12 protein-coding genes and 2 tRNA genes are annotated in these 15,524 nt (G+C 67.0%); 8 read left to right on the plus strand and 6 right to left on the minus strand.

What is annotated here, in order from left to right; genetic code table 11:
* Window positions 1-2: 2 nt before the first annotated feature.
* A complete protein-coding gene (locus NP825_RS18900; protein WP_257546515.1) occupies window positions 3-1,028 on the plus strand; it encodes a TIR domain-containing protein in 1,026 nt (341 codons plus the stop codon).
* A gap of 202 nt (window positions 1,029-1,230) precedes the next feature.
* Here the strand turns inward: NP825_RS18900 and NP825_RS18905 are convergent, their stop codons facing one another.
* Window positions 1,231-1,713, minus strand: a complete 483-nt coding sequence (locus NP825_RS18905; protein WP_257546517.1) for a flavodoxin family protein — start codon at window positions 1,711-1,713, stop codon at window positions 1,231-1,233.
* 98 nt (window positions 1,714-1,811) lie between these two features.
* On the opposite strand from NP825_RS18905, the gene NP825_RS18910 reads away from it, so the two are divergent.
* From NP825_RS18910 to NP825_RS18935, 6 genes are all read left to right on the plus strand, one after another.
* The gene (locus tag NP825_RS18910) at window positions 1,812-3,773 is read left to right on the plus strand and encodes an alkyl/aryl-sulfatase (RefSeq protein ID WP_257546519.1); all 1,962 of its coding nucleotides are present in this window, start codon (window positions 1,812-1,814) and stop codon (window positions 3,771-3,773) included.
* A gap of 238 nt (window positions 3,774-4,011) precedes the next feature.
* The gene (locus NP825_RS18915; RefSeq protein WP_257546521.1) at window positions 4,012-4,539 is read left to right on the plus strand and encodes a PH domain-containing protein; all 528 of its coding nucleotides are present in this window, start codon (window positions 4,012-4,014) and stop codon (window positions 4,537-4,539) included.
* A complete protein-coding gene (locus tag NP825_RS18920; RefSeq protein ID WP_257546524.1) occupies window positions 4,536-6,050 on the plus strand; it encodes a PH domain-containing protein in 1,515 nt (504 codons plus the stop codon). Before NP825_RS18915 ends, NP825_RS18920 begins: the two co-directional genes overlap by 4 nt.
* Window positions 6,047-7,825: a single-stranded-DNA-specific exonuclease RecJ gene (recJ, locus tag NP825_RS18925; protein WP_257546526.1), complete on the plus strand. Its 1,779-nt coding sequence runs from the start codon at window positions 6,047-6,049 to the stop codon at window positions 7,823-7,825. The genes NP825_RS18920 and recJ overlap by 4 nt, the downstream gene beginning before the upstream one ends.
* Before the next feature lie 183 nt (window positions 7,826-8,008).
* A tRNA-Glu gene (locus NP825_RS18930) sits at window positions 8,009-8,084 on the plus strand.
* A gap of 46 nt (window positions 8,085-8,130) precedes the next feature.
* Window positions 8,131-8,205 (plus strand) — tRNA-Glu (locus tag NP825_RS18935).
* 59 nt (window positions 8,206-8,264) lie between these two features.
* Here NP825_RS18935 and NP825_RS18940 read toward each other — a convergent pair.
* Window positions 8,265-10,265 carry a phytase gene (locus tag NP825_RS18940; RefSeq protein WP_257546528.1) on the minus strand — a complete coding sequence of 667 codons (2,001 nt, stop codon included), beginning with the start codon at window positions 10,263-10,265 and terminating at the stop codon, window positions 8,265-8,267.
* A gap of 120 nt (window positions 10,266-10,385) precedes the next feature.
* On the opposite strand from NP825_RS18940, the gene NP825_RS18945 reads away from it, so the two are divergent.
* Window positions 10,386-11,171, plus strand: coding sequence for an inositol monophosphatase family protein (locus tag NP825_RS18945; protein WP_257546530.1), 786 nt, complete (start codon window positions 10,386-10,388; stop codon window positions 11,169-11,171).
* A 168-nt stretch (window positions 11,172-11,339) separates the two neighbouring features.
* Here the strand turns inward: NP825_RS18945 and NP825_RS18950 are convergent, their stop codons facing one another.
* The 4 genes from NP825_RS18950 to NP825_RS18965 are packed head-to-tail and all read right to left on the minus strand — an operon-like array spanning window position 11,340 to window position 15,407.
* Window positions 11,340-12,455 (minus strand): Gfo/Idh/MocA family protein, encoded by a 1,116-nt coding sequence (locus NP825_RS18950; RefSeq protein WP_257546532.1) that lies wholly within the window; start codon window positions 12,453-12,455, stop codon window positions 11,340-11,342.
* Window positions 12,452-12,652 carry a hypothetical protein gene (locus NP825_RS18955; protein ID WP_257546535.1) on the minus strand — a complete coding sequence of 67 codons (201 nt, stop codon included), beginning with the start codon at window positions 12,650-12,652 and terminating at the stop codon, window positions 12,452-12,454. The genes NP825_RS18950 and NP825_RS18955 overlap by 4 nt, the downstream gene beginning before the upstream one ends.
* Window positions 12,653-12,654: 2 nt before the next feature.
* Window positions 12,655-14,061: an alkaline phosphatase gene (locus NP825_RS18960; protein ID WP_257546537.1), complete on the minus strand. Its 1,407-nt coding sequence runs from the start codon at window positions 14,059-14,061 to the stop codon at window positions 12,655-12,657.
* A gap of 11 nt (window positions 14,062-14,072) precedes the next feature.
* Window positions 14,073-15,407: an MFS transporter gene (locus tag NP825_RS18965; protein WP_257546539.1), complete on the minus strand. Its 1,335-nt coding sequence runs from the start codon at window positions 15,405-15,407 to the stop codon at window positions 14,073-14,075.
* Window positions 15,408-15,524 lie beyond the last annotated feature (117 nt).

The following is a 15,524-nucleotide window of genomic DNA, read 5'->3' on the forward strand; positions in this document are numbered from 1 at the left end:
AAATGGAAGAAGCAAAGCGTCCGAAGCTGTTCGTCAGCCATCATTCGAGCAAATATGACGTCGCGCTCCACGTCGAGAAGGCGCTCGCGCGCCACGGCGTCGATTGCTGGATCGCGCCACGCGATGTCGGGCCGGGCGAGGCCTTCGACACCGCGATCCTGCAGGCGATCCGCGATTCGGCGGGCGTCCTCCTCCTCTTCTGCAGCCAGTCGGACAAGAGTCCGCATGTGAAGCGCGAGCTGATCCTCGCCGACAGCGCGCACAAGGCGATCATTCCGCTGCGGCTCGAGGAGATCGTTCCCGACGACCTCGCCTATCATCTCGCGAGCGCGCAGTGGATCGACTGGCTGGAAAAGCGCGACGATTCGATCGCGCGCATCGCGGCGAAAGCTCATCAGCTTGCCGGCACCCTCGCTCCCGACAGGACGGAGCCCGCCGTCGCAGCGCCGGCGGCTGCAGCCGCTGCCGACAATCTTCACGCCGCGATCCTGACGCAGGCGTCCGCGCCGGAACCCGCCGCATCCTCGGGCGGGTCGGCCAAGACGCTGATGATCGGCGCGCTGCTCGTTCTGGTCGCGGTGCTGGGCGCCATGCTGTTCCTGCGCGGCGGCGAGGAAAAGAAGGCCGAGCTTGCGACAGCGGCGGCGCCCGCGGCCGCTTCACCGGCCGCGCCTGCCCCTGCCACCGCGGCGCCACCATCGACGACGCCCGCTGCACCGGTGGAAACTACGCCGACAGCGAAGATTCCGCCGAGCTTCAACTGCAAATTTGCCACGACGCGCGCCGAGAAGCTGATCTGCAGCGACGACGAGCTCGCCGCGCTCGATCGCGAACTCAACCGCGCCTACAAGCAGCTCGACCGCACCGCGGGACCGCTACGCGAGCAGATCGCCGCCGAGCAGCGCGGCTGGCGCATCGGCCAGCGCGACACCTGCGGCGACGCCGCCTGCGTCGCCGACGCGATGCGCCAACGTATCATCGTCCTCGATTCGCAGCGCGCCTCGCTGGGGAGCGAAGAGGGGCAATAGAGCCACCGGGCTCTGCCAGTCCGGCCGCTAGCGACCGATTGAGGACGCCCGGCATCTCCTAACTTTGTCATCCCCGCGAAAGCGGGGACCCAGAGCGTGCGTCGGCTAACCCCACACTGGGTTCCCACTTTCGCGGGAATGACGAAAGTGGGGAGTGTCCGCTCTCCACCCCAAAGCGGACCCTACAGTGGCCCGGCCTCTTTCAGAAAATCCCCGCCGCCAGTCCCTCCGCCAGCGCCGCGCCCAGGCCGCGCGCTTCGGCGAGGCGGTCCGCCGGGATCGTCTTCGGCGCCAATATCGCCTCCGGTGTCTGCGCGGCGGTGTTGACGATCACCGGATCGGCGACGCGCCGCAACCGCCAGCCGGTCGCGATGCGGTCGAGCTGGCGCTGGGCATTTTCCCCGTCGGAGCCCGCGCAGATGATCGTCGCATAAGGGCGCCCCTCGATCCGGCCGAGGCAGGGATAGTAACAGCGGTCGAACATCTCCTTCATCGCGCCCGACAGCGCGGCGAGATTTTCGGGTCCGACGAAGAGATAGCCGCCCGCCTTGAGCAAGCAGTCGGGGGTGACGTCGTCCGCCGCGACGAGGCTCGCGTCCTTCGCCCCCGCGACGGCCGCTTCGGCAAGCGCATGGCTACCGCCGGTGCGACTATGCCAAATGACAAGAAGTTTGCATTCTTCCATCGGCCGATCCTCTATGCTGCGCTTGCCCGCGCTGCAGGGCCTTCGCTTGCCAAGCCGCGGCGCGCGGCGCAAGCAGGACGACATCAGGGGAGAGAGACATGCGCCGACTGATCCTATTGCTGCTGACCGCCGCCCTGCCCACCACCGCCTTCGCACATGACGCCGCGAGCGAGGCGACCCGCTCCGCGCAGGCCGAACTGGCGAAGCGCCTGCCGCTCGATGACCCGCGCGACGAGGCCAATGTGATGCGCGGCAAGCTCGCCGAGATTCCGGGCGGGGTGATCCTGGGCAAGGACGGCAAGACGGTGTGGGACCGTCGCCCCTATGATTTCCTCAATCAGACCAAGGCGCCCGACACGGTGAACCCCTCCCTGTGGCGGCAGGCGCGGCTCAACGCGATTCATGGGCTGTTCGAGGTGGTGCCGGGCAAGATCTGGCAGCTTCGCGGCTATGATATCTCGGTGATGACGATCATCCGCGGCAAGAGCGGCTGGATCGTTGTCGATCCACTGCTCTCCGAAGAGGCCGCCGCCGCAGGATGGAAATTGTTCGCCGACACGGTCGAGGCAAAGGAAGGCAAGCGGCCGATCAAGGCGGTGATCTTCAGCCACAGCCACAGCGACCATTTCGGCGGCGTCGGCGGGATCGTCAACGCGGCCGACGTCAAGGCGGGCAAGGTCCGGATCATCGCGCCGCACGGCTTTTCGGAGGAGGCAACGGCGGAGAATGTCCTCGCCGGCGCCGCGATGGGACGGCGCGCGCTCTATATGTTCGGCGCGATCCTGCCCCCCGGCCCGGCGGGACAGGTCGATACCGGGCTCGGCCCCAAGCTGTCGTCGGGAACGATCGGCTATATGGAGCCGACCGAGACGCTGAGCGACAAGGGCGGCACGCTGACCATCGACGGGCTGGCGTTCGACTTCATGGACGCCGGCGGCACCGAAGCGCCCGCCGAATGCGTCTTCTACATCCCTGCGTATAAGGCCTTACATACCACCGAGGTGGTGACGCACAATCTCCACAATATCCTGACCCTGCGCGGGGCGCAGGTGCGCGACGCGCTGCGCTGGTCGAAGGTGATCGACGCGATGCTGCTCAAATGGGGCGGCAGCGCCGAGGTCGCGATGGGATCGCACCATTGGCCGACCTGGGGGACGGGCGAGGTGAGCGAATTGCTCACCCATCAGCGCGACGCCTATCGCTATGTCCACGACCGCACGCTCTTTCTCGCCAATCGCGGCGCGACACTGCACGAGCTCGCCGACCAGACGCCCGAGGCGCCGGTGCAGGCGGGCGATTTCTCGACGCGCGGCTATTACGGCACGCTCAATCACGACATGAAGGCGACCTATCAGCGCTATTTCGGCTGGTGGGACGGCAATCCCGCCAATTTCAACCCGCTGCCGCCCGAACAGTCGGCGCCCAAATATGTCGCGCTCGCGGGCGGTGCCGACAAGCTGCTCGCGGCGGGTCAGGCGGCGCTCGCGGCGGGCGATTATCGCTGGGCGGCCGAGCTCTTGAACAAGCTCGTCTTTGCCGAGCCCGCCAACAAGGCGGCGCGCGATGCGCTCGCCTCGGCCTATGACCAGATGGGCTATCAGGCGGAGTCGGGCGCGTGGCGCAACTATTACCTCGCCGCCGCCGCGACTTTGCGCGGTACCGAGGTCGCGGCGTCGACGAGCAACGGGCAGAGCCGCAGCTTCGTCAGCGCGATCCCGACCGGCGTCTTTTTCGATGCGCTTGCGACGCGGTTCGATGCCGCGAAGGGAGCGGCGCTGAAAGGGACGTTCCAGTTCGTGCTCCCCGACAGCAAGGAAGCGGTTGCGGTGGTCGTCGAGGGCGGGGTCGAGTTTCCCCGCTACGGCGTGACCGACCCCGCGCCGACCGCGACCATCACCATCGACCGCAAGATACTCGACGATGTAATGCTGGGGCAGGCGCAGTTCCCGGCGCTGCTCCAGTCGGGCGCGATCCGCATCGACGGCGACAAAATGGCCTTCCTGTCGTGGTTCGCGCTCCATCCGCCCGCCGACCCGCGCTTTCATGTGGTGGAGCCGTAAGAAGGAAGAAGAGGCCGACCCTGTCTTCGTCACCCCCGCGAAGGCGGGGGTCCTGCTTTCTTCGCGCCTTTGTGCGAGACTTCATGATCTCGCACAAAGGAACGAAGGCGCAAAGAGGAGGAAAATAGCTGGATCCCCGCCTTCGCGGGGATGACGAAGGAGGATGGCTGAAAGTTCGGCCGAGACCGAGACCGAATTAGAGGTTTCAGTCTGCGGCGATCCCCCTAAATACCTACGCATGACCGAAACCCCCGCAGCGCCCACCGACCCCTTCGCGCCCGACGCACTCAACGCGCGCGAGGGGCTCGATCCGGTCGACCCAGCCTTCGTGCACGTGCTGCGCGTGACAACCGCGCTGACTCTGCTGCCGCTCGCGGTCGTGGCGACGCTCGTCGATATCCTCGTGATGCCGCGGATCGGCGGGCCGTTCGGGCTGCTCAGCGTCGCGGCGTGGCTGATCGCGATCGTCATGATCGTCAGCTTTCCGGCGCGGCGCGTCACGCGCTGGGGCTTCAAGATCGGCGAGGGACAGCTCCGCGTCGCGCGCGGCTGGCTGTTTCGCACCGACACGATCGTCCCCTTCGTGCGCGTCCAGCATATCGACGTCGGGCAGGGGCCGGTCGAGCGCCTGTTCGGCCTGTCGCATCTCGTCGTCCACACCTCGGGCACCCATAACTCGATGGTGACGTTACCCGGCCTGCACGCTGATCTCGCCGCCGCGATGCGCGAGACGATCCGGCGCCACATCCAGACCGATTTCGCATGAGCGACGCCGCCGCCCTGCGCGCAATCGACGACGCCGAGCCGCACTGGCAGCGGCTTCATCCCGCGACGCTCGCGCTGTCGATCGTTCAGCTCGGGCCGCGCACGCTCAATTTCATTCCCGCGCTCGCGGCGATCGGGATCGCGGGCAAATGGGCCTATGTCGCCCCCGCGCTGCTTCTCTTCCTCGCGGTCTCGCTCGTCTTCGCCTGGCTCCACTGGCTGCGCTTCCGCTTCGCGGTCGGCGCGGACGAGATCGTCATCGAAAGCGGCGTGCTGTCGCGCCAGCACCGCACGATCCCCTTCGACCGCATCCAGGACGTCGGCATCGAGCAGGGGCTCGTGTCGCGCGCACTCGGCATCGCCAAGGTGGGACTGGAGACTGGCGCGGGCGGCGGCAAGGAGAATGACGCGACGCTCGACGCGATCGGCCTCGACGCCGCCGAAGCGCTGCGCGCGACGATCCGCGCACACCGCAGCATCCCGGCGGCCGTCGCGACGCCCGACGCGCCCGCGGCCGTTCCTGCCGAAGACCGGCTGCTCTTCGCGATGGGGCCGCGCCGGCTGCTGATCGCCGGCCTGTTCAATTTCTCGCTCGCCGCGCTCGCGATCGTCGGCGCCGCGATGCAGTTTTTCGACGGGCTGCTGCCTTTCGACTTCAACATCTTCAATCCCGTCGACTGGATCGACCTGACCGAACGCTGTGGCCTCGATAGCTGGCTGCTCGCGCATCGCTGGATCGCCGGTCTCGGCGCCGCGATCTCGCTTCTCTTCATCGGTTTCGCGAGCGGCATCGCGACGATGCTGTTCGCCAACTGGAATTTCCGCCTGATACGCGAGCCCCGCGCGCTGCGTCGCACGCGCGGCCTGACGACGCGGACCGACGTCGCGGTGCCGGTGAAGCGCGTGCAGGCGGCGATCCTCGTCACCGGCTGGCTGCGGCAGCGCTTCGGCTGGCACGAGCTGCGCCTGCAAAGTCTCGCGAGCGACGGCGAGAAGGAAAAGGACCATCAGATCATTCCCTTCGGCACGCTCGCCGAGATCGACCCGGTGCTGGGCGAGGTCGCGATCGATCGCCCCGCGCCCGGTGGCCCCTGGTCGCACAGCCACCGGATCATCGCGCTCGGCGGGCTTGTCGGCGGCGCCTGTGCGGCGATTGGCGGCAGCCTGGCGGTCTTCTTCGGCCAGCCGATCGGTTGGATCGCCATCATCGCGGCGCTGCTGATCGCGGCTTTTGCCTTGATCGGCGCGCGCTTTCACCAATGGATCGATACCGGCGACATGGTCGCGATCCGCAGCGGCTTCTGGAAGCCCAAGACGACGCTGCTCCCGCACGCCTCGGTGCAGAGCGTCGACCTCAAGACCGACTTCATCCTCCGCCCGCTCGGCCTCGCGACGCTCGTTTTCGGCGTGCCGGGCGGAAGCGCGCTCGGCGCGCATGAGATTCCGGCCATCCCGCTCGGCACAGCGAAGGACCTGCGCGCGCGCATTCTCGCCGCCGGAGCGCGCGCATGACCGCCGCGCTCGGGATCACGCGCTCGATCCTCGGTCAGCCGTGGCACTGGCGGCGGACGAGTGCAGAGATGGGAGACGCCAAAAGGGACGGGGAGAGCCTCGCCCCCGACGATCTCGTCACCCAATTGCTGCTCGCGCGCGGGGTCGAACGCGACGATCTGGAGCGCCAGCGCGTACCGACCCTGCGCGGCTTCATGCCCAACCCGTCGCTGTTCAAGGGCATGGACGCCGCCGCCGCGCGGCTCGCCGATGCGGTCGAGCGCCAAGAGGCGGTGACGATCTTCGGCGATTACGACGTCGACGGCGCCACCTCGGCGGCGCTGCTCGTCCGCCTGCTCCGCGCACTCGACGTTCCGGTCGGCGCCTATATCCCCGACCGGCTGATGGAGGGCTATGGGCCGTCGGGCGCCGCGCTGGTGAAGATCGGCGAGGCGGGGTCGCGGCTCGTCGTCACGGTCGATTGCGGCGCGCAGGCGTTCGACGCGATCGCCGAAGCGAAGGCTGCGGGAGTCGAGGTGATCGTCGTCGATCATCACCAATGCGCGACCATTCTTCCCGATGCCTTCGCGGTCGTGAACCCGAACCGCCTTGACGAAGAAGCGGCAGCCGCGATCCACGGCAACCTCGCCGCGGTCGGCGTCGCCTTCCTGCTCGGCGCCGCGCTGCTCCGCACATTGCGCGCGCGCGGGCATTTCGGCGGCCGCGCCGAGCCCGCCCTGATCGACCTGCTCGACCTCGTCGCGCTCGGAACCGTTGCCGACGTCGCGCGGCTCACCGGCTTCAATCGTGCGCTTGTCACGCAGGGCCTCAAGGTGATGGCACGGCGCGGCAATATCGGCATGGCGGCGCTGATGGACGCGGCGCGACTGACCAAGCCACCGACCGCGAGCGACATGGGTTTCGCGCTCGGCCCGCGGATCAACGCGGGCGGACGCGTCGGCAAGTCCGACCTCGGCGTGCGGCTGCTCACCACGAGCGATCCGCAGGAGGCGATAGAGATCGCGCAGGAGTTGGGTCGGCTGAACGAAGAGCGCCGCGCGATCGAGGCGGCGGTGCTCGATGAGGCGATGGCGGCGAGCCTGTCGTGCGCGAACGCGCCCGTCGCGATCGTTGCCGGGCAAGGCTGGCATCCCGGCGTGATCGGAATCGTCGCCGGGCGCCTGAAAGAGAAGCTGCATCGCCCCGCAATCGTCATCGCGGTCGACGAGGATGGCGTCGGCAAGGGATCGGGGCGCTCGATCTCGGGCGTCGACCTTGGCGCCGCGATCCTCGCCGCGAAGGAGACCGGGTTGCTCGTCGCGGGTGGCGGCCATGCGATGGCGGCGGGACTGACCGTCGAGGCGGGCAAGGTCGATGCGCTCGGCGCCTTCCTCAATGACCGGCTCGCCGCCGACGTCGAGCGCGCGAGCGGCGACAGGTCGCTGCTGATCGACGCGGTGCTGGCGCCGCGCGGGATCAATCCGCTGTGGTGCGAGGCGATCGAGAGCGCAGGGCCTTATGGTGCCGGCTGGCCCGCGCCGCGCGTCGCGACGGGGCCGGTGCGGGTCGTCGAATCGGGGATCGTCGGCACCGATCATGTCCGGCTGATCGTGGCGGGGGACGATGGCGCGCGGTTCAAGGCGATCGCCTTTCGCAGCGCCGAGAGCGAGCTGGGGCAATCGCTGCTGAACGCGCGCGGGCGCAAGCTGTGGCTCGCGGGGCGCGCGAAACGCGACGACTGGGGCAGCCGTCCCGCCGCCGAACTTCACCTCGAAGATGCCGCCTGGGCCGACTAGAGTGCGTTCGGTTTTGATGGAATCAAAACCGGCACTCCAGATTCTTGTGTTGCCGTGTTTTTCGAATCGTCCGGTGATTCCACCTGACTTGAAAACACTCCAGGAACCGGCGGACGTTCCCGCGCCAATCGGCGCTTGACCGCATGGAAACGCCCGTCTAAGGCGCCGCTTCACCGGTTTGACGGCCCCTTCGTCTAGCGGTCTAGGACGTCGCCCTTTCACGGCGAAAACACGGGTTCGAGTCCCGTAGGGGTCACCACGGTGTAGCGGGCGGTCGGCTCGCCCATCTAGACATCCGACCATAAGGCCCCTTCGTCTAGCGGTCAGGACGCGGCCCTCTCACGGCTGAAACACGGGTTCGATTCCCGTAGGGGTCACCAGTCGAACGAAAGATCGGCTTTGGCCCGCTGCGCGCCCGTGAGCGCACGGCGAGATGCGATCAAAGATCGAGGCCGAGCGCCTTTGCCACCCGTTCCCACGGCACCAGCTTGAAATTCTGATTCTCGGGCGGCGAGACGTTGCGGCCGTCCTGCGCGACCATCAGGCCGTGCGGGAAGTTCGGACCGGCCGCGAGGCTGCTGACGTCGAGGCCGTCGGTTTCGGAAACACCGTCGATCCCCGCCGCCATGTCGGCGCCGATGCGGAACGAGCCGACATAGGCGTTGTCGCCCTCGCGGCGGAAGACCGCATAGCTGTCGTTGCCCTGGCTCGAGACGACCAGATAGCCCTTGCCGCCCGCCATCGCATAGAGGCCCATCCCCTCCATATCGTCCTTGAGCGCCGGATTGTCGGTGATCTTCGCCAGCATCGTGCGCGCGGGACCGCCGCGCGGTTCGGCGCCCTCGCGCCAGATGCCGACATCTTCCTCGCCAGTATAGAGCATCCCCGTCTCATCATCGGCGACGCAGCCTTCGACCTGGCTCGCGAAGGGCAGGTCGCGCACCAGCTTCGCGCGCACTTTGCCCGCGGGGGTCGCGACCAGTTCCCACTGGCGCATCTTGCCGTCGGTCTGGTTGACGAAGACATAGGTCTTTTTCGTCTTCGCGCTGCGATACATGCACAGGCCATAGGGGTCTTCAAAGCCGGTATTCTGCAGCCCGTCCGCGACATCGGTCAGCCGGCGCGTCGCGGGGTCGAGCGCATAGATCGATATGCCCTTCGTCGTGCGGTTGCTTGCCGTCACCAGCGCGACATCGCGTCCGCCGAGACGGAAACCGCTGCGCAGGTCGACATTGTTCATGCGTCCGTCGGGCAGATATTGGAGCACCTTGCCGTCGAGGCCATAGACATAGAGCCCCGACTGTTTCTGCGTCCCGATCACCACGCTTTGCGCGGGGTCGGCGGGATTGATCCAGATCGCCGGATCGTCGGCGGCGTCCCCCCCGGTTTCGACCGGCGCGGTCTCGACCGTGGCGAGCGCCAGCGGCATCGTCGCGGGCGCCGGAGCGGCGGGCCGTTCGGGAAGCCCTGCCGCGGCGAGCAGCGCCGGCCAGCTCGCGATCTTGAAATTGGGCTGTTCGGGCGCATTGTCGTCGTCGGCGACGACCACGACCGGACCCGCGATCGTGATGCTGCCCGCGTCCTCGACCTTGTCGGCACCCGCCGCCAGCGTCACCGACCCCTGATAGGCATAGTCGTCGGTGGGGTCGTAGATGTTCAGGCGGTTCGCCTTGGCATCCGAAACGAGCAGCCGTCCATCGGCGGCGATGGCGACGCCCTTCGCTTCGTCGGTGATATGGCCGAGGCGGACGATGTCGACGATTTCCGGCTTGATCTCGGCCTCGGGCTCGGCGGCGAAGCGCCAGACGCCGACGGCTTCCTGCGAGACATAGACCGCGCCGCGATCGTCGGCGGCGCAATAGCCGATTTCCGATCCCAGCGACCAGCGCCGCGCGATGCGACCGCTCATCGCGCCCGAGGCGTCGGCGGCAAGCCCCCATTGCTCGATCTCGCCCTTGTCGCCGACGAGGAAGAGATAGAGGGTGCCGTCGCGATGGCTGCGCGAGAAACAGAGGCCCGCGACCGTCATATCGGGTTTGATTCCGGTCAGGCTCAGCGGGGTCGGAACGCCGCCGGCGCCGACGCGGAAAAGCTTGGGCGCGTTCGCCTTGCCGTCGAGCGCGGCAAGCAACGGCGCACCGCCCGGCGCGGCGTCGGCGCGAAGATCGAGCGCGCGGATATTGCCGACCTTGTGCGTCGCGACGCGCTGTCCCTTCAAATCGAAAACTTCGATTCCCGCCGATTCGGCGCCCGCGAGAATCAGCGTGCGCGACGGATCGCCGGGATCGGCGATCACGGCGGCGCCATCGGCCCCCGACCCTTGCGTCGCCTGCGTTTCCGCCGATGCGGCGACGGCAGGGATCGCGGCGTCATCGGGGGCCGCTGCGGCGGCGGGAACGGCCGTCAGCGCGGCGGCGATTGCAAACAGACTGGTTTTCACTCAACCCTCCCTCATTCATCCGGAAAAGCGACGGCCGTCTGGATGTGATGGCCCGCTCTCAAATTCAGAATAATTTTTCTATCTTTCTTATAAAACAGAACGTATATTCATTCCATGCCGATGTCATCCCTTATTTCCGCCATGATCGCCGCCGCTCACGCCGCGGGCGAAGGATTGATCGCCGACCGCGAGCGCATCGCCACGCTGACGATCCACAGCAAGGCCGGCGCCGCCGACATGTTCACCGAGGCCGACCTCAAGGCCGAGGCGACCGTCCGCGAACACTTGATGGCCCATGCCCCCGACTATGGCTTCCTCGGCGAGGAAGGTGGATTGACCCCCGGTCGCGACACCGACCATGTGTGGGTGGTCGATCCGCTGGACGGTACGACCAACTTCCTGACAGGATCCCCACTCTTCGCTGTGAATATTGCACTGGCGCGACAGGGTGAGGTGATTGCGGGCGTCACCTACGTTCCCGCAATGGCCGAGCTGTTCTGGGCCGAAACCGGCCGCGGCGCCTGGCTCGGTGAGCAGCGCATCCGGATTTCGCCGCGCTCGACGATCGAGGAGGCCGTGCTCGGGGTCGGTATTCCCTTTGCGACCAAGCCGGATCACGAACAATTTTACGCCGAGATGGAGCGGCTGACCCCGCGCGTCACTGGCATCCGCCGCCTTGGCGCGGGCGCGATCGACATGGCGTGGGTCGCCTGCGGCCGACACGACGCCTATTGGGAACAGAGCGTCAGCGCCTGGGACATGGCCGCAGGGGTTGCGATCGTCCGCGAGGCGGGCGGAATCGTCACCGACACGCTCGGCAACGCGCTTGACCTGATGAACGGCACGGTGCTGGCCTCAACGCCGGCGATCCACAAGGAACTGCTGACGGCGCTGACACGGGTTTAGGTTTGGAGGCGGCTTTGGGGTGGTGAGCGGACGATGCCCAACCACTCCCGTCATCCCGGCGAAGGCCGGGATCTCACCCTATCGCCACGAGGCACTGGCGAGATCCCGGCCTTCGCCGGGATGACGGAGTTCGGTCGAAATCCGCCAATTCTCCGTTACGGCTTCCCCTTAGGGCTTCACCCACCCCCCCTCGCGATGCGACCGCCGGATCGCGTCGGCGACCTTCTCCACCGCCAGCGCATCGGCGAAGCTCTTTGCCGCCGACGGCAGTCCCGCCGCGGCCTCGACCGCGGCCTTGACCTCGATCGTCTTCAAATCATTGTAGCCGATCTGATGGCCCGATGCGGGGCAGAAGGCGCCATAGTCGCCATGCTCGGGCCCGGCGCAGATCGTCGTGAAGCCATTGGTGCGGCCCGGCCCGGAACGATAGAGTTGCAGTTCGTTGAACTGCTCCTGCGTGAAGGCGATCGAGCCCTTCGTGCCGCTGACCTCGAACGCCAGCCCCATCTTGTGCCCGCTCGCGATCCAACTCGCCGCGAGAGTGCCGGTCGCGCCGCCGGCAAATTCGACGACCGCGTCCATCTGGTCGTCGACCGTCACCGCGCGGTCGGTGCCCGCTGCGTCGCGGCGCGTCGGGTAAGCGGTATGCAGCCGGCCCGACACCGACGCGATGTCGCCGATCAGATGCTGCGCCATCGCGATGATATGGCTGCCGATGTCGGCGAGCGCGCCGCCCGCTTGCTCGGGCTCGCAGCGCCAATTGAACGGCGCGTCGGCCGACGCCATGAAATCCTCGGCATGGATACCGCGAAAGGCGGTCACCTCGCCGATCTCGCCGCTGGCGATCAGGTCGCGCGCGAGGACGATCATCGGATTGTAGAGATAGGTGAAGCCGACTGCGGTCGGCCGCCCCGTTGCTGCGGCGGCCGCGGTCATCGCTTCGGACTCCGCAATCGTCGTCGCCAGCGGCTTTTCGCAATAGACCGCCTTGCCGGCCTGAAGCGCGGCGATCGCGATCGGGGCGTGGAGCAGGTTCGGGGTGGCGATCGCGACCATGTCGATCGATGCGTCGGCGATCGCCTCGCGCCAGTCGCCGCTTGCCTGCGGGATACCGAGCGAGGCAGCCGCAGCGGCCGCCGTCGGCAGATCGCGGTCGGCGAGGATCGTGACGCGCGGCGCACGCGGCAGGTCGAAGGTCCGGTCCGCCGCCGCGAAGGCGAGCGCATGGGCGCGGCCCATGAAGCCGCTGCCGATCAGCGCGATATGGAGGGGGGCGCCGCTCATCCGCCCGCGACCTGATGAAAGCGTTCGCGCAGCCGCTCGATCGTCTTGCGCTTGACCGGCTGACCGTCGCGCAGCTTGTACCAGCTATTCTGGCTGATCCGATAGGTCTCGAACAGGCCTTCCCGCGTCGCGCACGGCAGATGCGCCTTCAGCGCCTCGAACTCGTCGCGCGCGATCGTCTCCATCTCGAAACGCATTCTCATTCACCTCCATAATAGCTGCCGCCGCGCTCCACGCGCTCGCGGCGTTCGAGTTCATGCGGGTCGATCGCTGCGCGCCAGCTCTGCTTGCCGTTGACGAGGTCTGCGGCGCGCAGGACGACGGGTTTGCCCGACGCCGAAGCCCCGATCACGTCGCGAATGCTCAATTCGACGCGCGGCTCGGGATCGAAGCTGAACTCGAGCAGGCCGAAATTGGCGCTCCGCACCCACGGCGCACGCAATCGCACCTCGGGATGCTGATCGACGAATTTCGGCGCGAGATATTGGGCAAGGCCCGAACTCACCAGATCGTAGAAATCATAGCCGCCCTGCTCGGACCAGGGCACACAGTTGAGTTCGCCCTGATGCACGTCGCCCGAAATACCGAGGCAACCGCCAATCCTTTCGTCGCGGATAAAATCGAGGATCTCGTTCCGCTCGTGGAGGTAGGCGGCCCAGCTATCGCCGTCCTTTTCGGCGAGCGTCCAGCCGGTGCCCGACGCGAGGATCTTGAACGCCGCCTTCGATGCCTTGAGTTCGCGTTTCAGCCACGCCTTTTGTCCCGCGCCGAGCATCGTCTTGGCCGGACTGTCGGGGTCCGACGGCGGGTCGCGATGGTAGCGCCCGTCGAGCATGAAGATATCGACGGGGCCGAAGCTGTGGCGAAAGAAGATGCCCGGCGTATCGGGCAGCCCCGACGCCGGATTCGCCCACCAGCGGTCGAACAGGCGGCGCGTCATCGCCTTCGCGCCGTTGCGGCGGTCCGAATCATTATAGCCGAAATCATGATCGTCCCAGATCGCGAGTTGCGGCACCGAACGGAGCAGCGGGACGAGCGCCGGCACATTGCGCTGGCGCGAATAGAGCGCCGAAAAGGCGGTCTCGCTGTCGCTGTCGGCGTAGATATTGTCACCGAGCCACAGGAAGAGGTCGGGCTCCATCGCCGCGACCGCTTCGAACACCGGTTGCTCGGGGTAGAGCTGGACGCGCGCGCACGAGCCGAAGGCGATGCGGATCGGGCGCGGGCGGTCGGGCGCGGTGCGGGTGCGGAAAGCGAGCGGCTGGTGCCGGTCGTCGATTCCGTCGGTCTTGATGCGGTAATAATAGTCGGTGTCGGGCCGAAGCCCTTTCACTTCGATCGCGGTGCAGAGATCATTCTCCTGCGTCGCGGCGACCGGCGCGGTCGTCTTCGCATCGGCGAAATCGCGGCGTGTCGCATATTCGACCGCGACCCCGAAGGCGCCGCTCGCGCGCGACCAGACGGAGAAGCTCTCCGGCGTCGTCGCACCCACCATCGGGCCATCGAGCAGCCGCGGATAGCCGATCGCGGCGGCATAAAGCCGGCGCGGCAACGCAGCGAGAAAGGCAAGCGCGGCGCCCCCGCGCAGAAGATTGCGGCGATGCATCGTCATGTCCTTCAGTCGCGCAGCTTCGTGTTCCAGAGCGTCGTGGCGAGGATCGTCGCCAGCACCGAACTGCCGATCCAGAACCAGATCACCGGCCCGAAATCATAGACGTTCGCGCCGTTCGCCATATGCATGTTGGCGTCGATCAGCGCCCCCGACACCTGTTCCTGGATCGCGGCACCGAGATAGGAGAAGACGCCGACGAGGCCGAGCGCGGCGCCCGCGACGCGCTTCGGACAGATATCGATCGCGAACAGCCCGCCGAGCGAGGTGACAAGGCCGGTCATGCCGAGCCCGAACAGGATCACCGCGACCAGAACGACGGCCGGATTGTTCGGGCCGAAGAAGAGCAGCAGCAGCCCGACAAGCTCGACGACGCCGAACAGCAGATTGGCTGGCGGACGCCGCGCGCCGAAGAATTTATCGGAAACGAAGCCAAAGGCGACCGCCCCCGCGACCCCCGCGAGCGTACTCGCGGTGAGCACCGCGCCCGCTTCCGCCAGCGAATAGCCCCGCGCTTCCTGGAGATAAAGGATGCCCCAGCTGTTGATCGCGTAGCGCGTCACATAGTTGGCGGCGCTTGCCAGCGCGAGAATCCAGACCGCCGGGATTTTGAGGATCGAAAGCTGGGTCGCGAACACCCCGCGCTCGGGCGCGCCTTCGGCGGGCGGGGCATAATGATCGTTCCGCCAGTCGGCGACGGTCGGCAGGCCCAGCGCGCGCGGACGGTCGGCCATCGCGTAAAAGGCGGCGATCCCCGCAAGAATCGCCGCGACGCCCGGCCCCCAGAAGCCCCAGCGCCAGCCGCCGAACGCGACGAGCGCCGAGACGGCGGCGAAGGTCAGCCCCTCGCCGATCGAATGCGCAGTTGACCAGATGCCGTAATAGCGCCCGCGCTCGCGGTTCGAGAACCAGCTCGCCAGCGCGACGACGCAGGCGGGCGCGCCATAGCTCTGGAACCAGCCGTTGAGGCCCCAGATCAGCAGCGTCGCCCAGAAGAGCGTCGAGAAGCCCATCGCAATATTGCACAGCGCCGACAGGATCATCCCCGCCGCGAACAGCCGCTTCACATTGCTGTGATCGGCGACGAAGCCGTTGATCAGTTTGCCCGCGGCATAGGTGTAGAAGAGCGCCGAGCCGATCATCCCGAGTTCGAGCGGCGTGAAGATGCCCTGATCGATCAGCGGTTTCTTGACGATGTTGATCGCGAGCCGACAGGTATAGCTGACGGCGTAGGCGAGCGTGATCGCCATGATGATCCGCATCCGATAGCTCTTGAAAGCGCCATCGACGCCGTCGTCGGTCCTGACCGGCAGGTCCGGCCCCGTCGCGAAATATCTGAGCATCGCCTCTCTCCCTCGCCGGCCATTGCCAGTCCTCTGTTGCGAGACTATTTCATTATTCAATAAAATGGAAGATTTGTTTCATATCTATGAATCGTCATTGCGAGGAGCGAAGCGACG

It is taken from the genome of Sphingopyxis sp. DBS4 (genome assembly GCF_024628865.1).
In the GTDB taxonomy this organism is placed as follows: Bacteria; Pseudomonadota; Alphaproteobacteria; order Sphingomonadales; family Sphingomonadaceae; genus Sphingopyxis.

Excerpts from the sequence above, each read along its gene's own strand:
- NP825_RS18905 (WP_257546517.1), bottom strand. The coding sequence starts at position 1,713 with ATGGAAGAATGCAAACTTCTTGTCATTTGGCATAGTCGCACCGGCGGT.
- NP825_RS18945 (WP_257546530.1), top strand. The coding sequence starts at position 10,386 with ATGTCATCCCTTATTTCCGCCATGATCGCCGCCGCTCACGCCGCGGGC.
- NP825_RS18900 (WP_257546515.1), top strand. The coding sequence starts at position 3 with ATGGAAGAAGCAAAGCGTCCGAAGCTGTTCGTCAGCCATCATTCGAGC.
- NP825_RS18920 (WP_257546524.1), top strand. The coding sequence starts at position 4,536 with ATGAGCGACGCCGCCGCCCTGCGCGCAATCGACGACGCCGAGCCGCAC.
- NP825_RS18915 (WP_257546521.1), top strand. The coding sequence starts at position 4,012 with ATGACCGAAACCCCCGCAGCGCCCACCGACCCCTTCGCGCCCGACGCA.
- NP825_RS18960 (WP_257546537.1), bottom strand. The coding sequence starts at position 14,061 with ATGCATCGCCGCAATCTTCTGCGCGGGGGCGCCGCGCTTGCCTTTCTC.
- NP825_RS18965 (WP_257546539.1), bottom strand. The coding sequence starts at position 15,407 with ATGCTCAGATATTTCGCGACGGGGCCGGACCTGCCGGTCAGGACCGAC.
- NP825_RS18955 (WP_257546535.1), bottom strand. The coding sequence starts at position 12,652 with ATGCGTTTCGAGATGGAGACGATCGCGCGCGACGAGTTCGAGGCGCTG.
- NP825_RS18950 (WP_257546532.1), bottom strand. The coding sequence starts at position 12,455 with ATGAGCGGCGCCCCCCTCCATATCGCGCTGATCGGCAGCGGCTTCATG.
- recJ (WP_257546526.1), top strand. The coding sequence starts at position 6,047 with ATGACCGCCGCGCTCGGGATCACGCGCTCGATCCTCGGTCAGCCGTGG.
- NP825_RS18910 (WP_257546519.1), top strand. The coding sequence starts at position 1,812 with ATGCGCCGACTGATCCTATTGCTGCTGACCGCCGCCCTGCCCACCACC.